The 1,689-nt window shown below is 59.3% G+C and carries 1 protein-coding gene and 1 pseudogene; both read left to right on the top strand.

The window, feature by feature from the left end; all coding sequences use genetic code 11:
* On the top strand, nt 1-1,429 hold a 1,429-nt coding region (tssI, locus tag P406_RS26705), incomplete at its 5' end, for a type VI secretion system tip protein TssI/VgrG (RefSeq protein ID WP_046237868.1).
* Nucleotides 1,426-1,689, top strand: a pseudogene (locus P406_RS26700) (hypothetical protein); the annotation flags it as partial. The gene tssI and the pseudogene P406_RS26700, both read left to right, overlap by 4 nt.

Here is a 1,689-nt window from a genome sequence, read left to right as displayed (position 1 = left end):
GCCGACGCTGGTCAGCGGCCATTTCCTGGCCCTGAACGAACATCCGCGCGCAGAGTGGAACGACCTCTGGTTGCTGCTGGAAGTCATTCACGAAGGCAAACAGCCGCAAGTGCTGGGCGAAAACGTCACCAGCGATGTCACGGATAACAAAGACGATTTTCACCAGGGCTACCGTAATCACTTCCTGGCCACGCCGTGGGATGCGCATTACCGCCCTGCCCTGGAGCATCCCAAACCCAAAGCGCTGGGTATCCAGACGGCCTTCGTCACCGGGCCACCGGGTGAAGAAATCCATTGCGACGAATACGGGCGTGTCAAAGTCCAGTTCCATTGGGATCGTGACGGCCAGGCCAACGACAACTCCAGCTGCTGGCTGCGCGTCGCCACTGGCTGGGCCGGAAATGCCTACGGTGGCATCGCCACTCCACGCGTGGGTATGGAAGTGCTCGTCACCTTCCTCGAAGGCGACCCCGACCAACCGCTGATCAGCGGCTGCCTGTTTAACAAGGAAAACGTCGTTCCCTACGACCTGCCGGCTAACAAGACCCGCAGCACGTTCAAGACCCTCAGCTCGCAGGGCGGCAAGGGCTACAACGAGTTTCGTATCGAAGACAAGAAAGGTGCCGAACAGATCTACCTGCACGCCCAGCGCGACTGGGATGAAAACATCGAGCATGACCAGAAGATCCACATCGGCAATGAGCGGCATGACACGGTCGAGGCCGATGTGTTCAGCGAGTTCAAGGTGGAAGAACATCGGATCACGCACCTGGACCGCAAGGCTGAAGCGCGGGCGGACGATCACCTGACAGTGGGCGCGACCCGGCATGTGAAGGTGGGGGCGGCGCAGTTTGTCGAGGCAGGCCAAGAGATTCATTACCACGCGGGCGACAAGGTGGTGATTGAGGCCGGAGTGGAACTGACCGCCAAAGCGGGTGGCAGCTTCGTCAAGCTGGACGCCGGTGGCGTGACAATCAGCGGTCCCGAGGTGAAGGTCAATACAGGAGGTTCTGCAGGTGTCGGGACCGGGATCGGTATTCTGGCCCCACTCATTCCTGGGCTGGCTGCTGCCGACGCCGCCGGGAACCTGATGAAAAAAGCCAGGGCCAACCCGACCTGGCTGGAGCTGAACCTGCATTACGACAACCTTGAGCCGGTGCCTGGCGCCTCGTATCGCGTCGACTTTGCCGATGGGTCGACGCGCGAGGGCATGCTGGACAACGACGGCTTCGCCCGGCTCGAAAATGTTCCGCAAGGGTCGGCCAAGGTCTACTACGGCGAAAATCCGAGACCTTTCAATTGTGAAGGCGTAACCGTTGTCCAGAACTCGGATGAAAAGGTCAACGAAGATCTACGCAAACTCGGTCTGGACCCAGACCAGATCGATTTACAGGCATTGGTGGAAAAAGCCGCAGGGAGAGTGGGATGAGCGAAGAAGTTACTGAAGGAGCAAACGGCAGTGAGGACCGCAGCGACGCGTATCAGGAGGCAGCGGTTGAACTGGCCAAAGGTATTGCGCTGGGCGCGGTGCCTTTTCTCGGCCAGGCCATTGATGCTTACGACACTATTGAATCCTCTATCGTCCTCTACAACGCAGAGTCGACAGGCGGCAAGGAAGACGCGCAGTTTGATCTGCTGATGGCGATTATCGGCTGGATTCCAGGACCGGGCGACGGCCTGAAGAAAAGC

Origin of the sequence: Pseudomonas syringae pv. coryli str. NCPPB 4273 (genome assembly GCF_000972175.1) — a bacterium.
GTDB lineage: Bacteria > Pseudomonadota > Gammaproteobacteria > Pseudomonadales > Pseudomonadaceae > Aquipseudomonas > Aquipseudomonas syringae.
The sequence above is the reverse complement of the archived record's forward strand: the minus strand, read 5'-3'. Positions and strand labels throughout refer to the sequence as shown.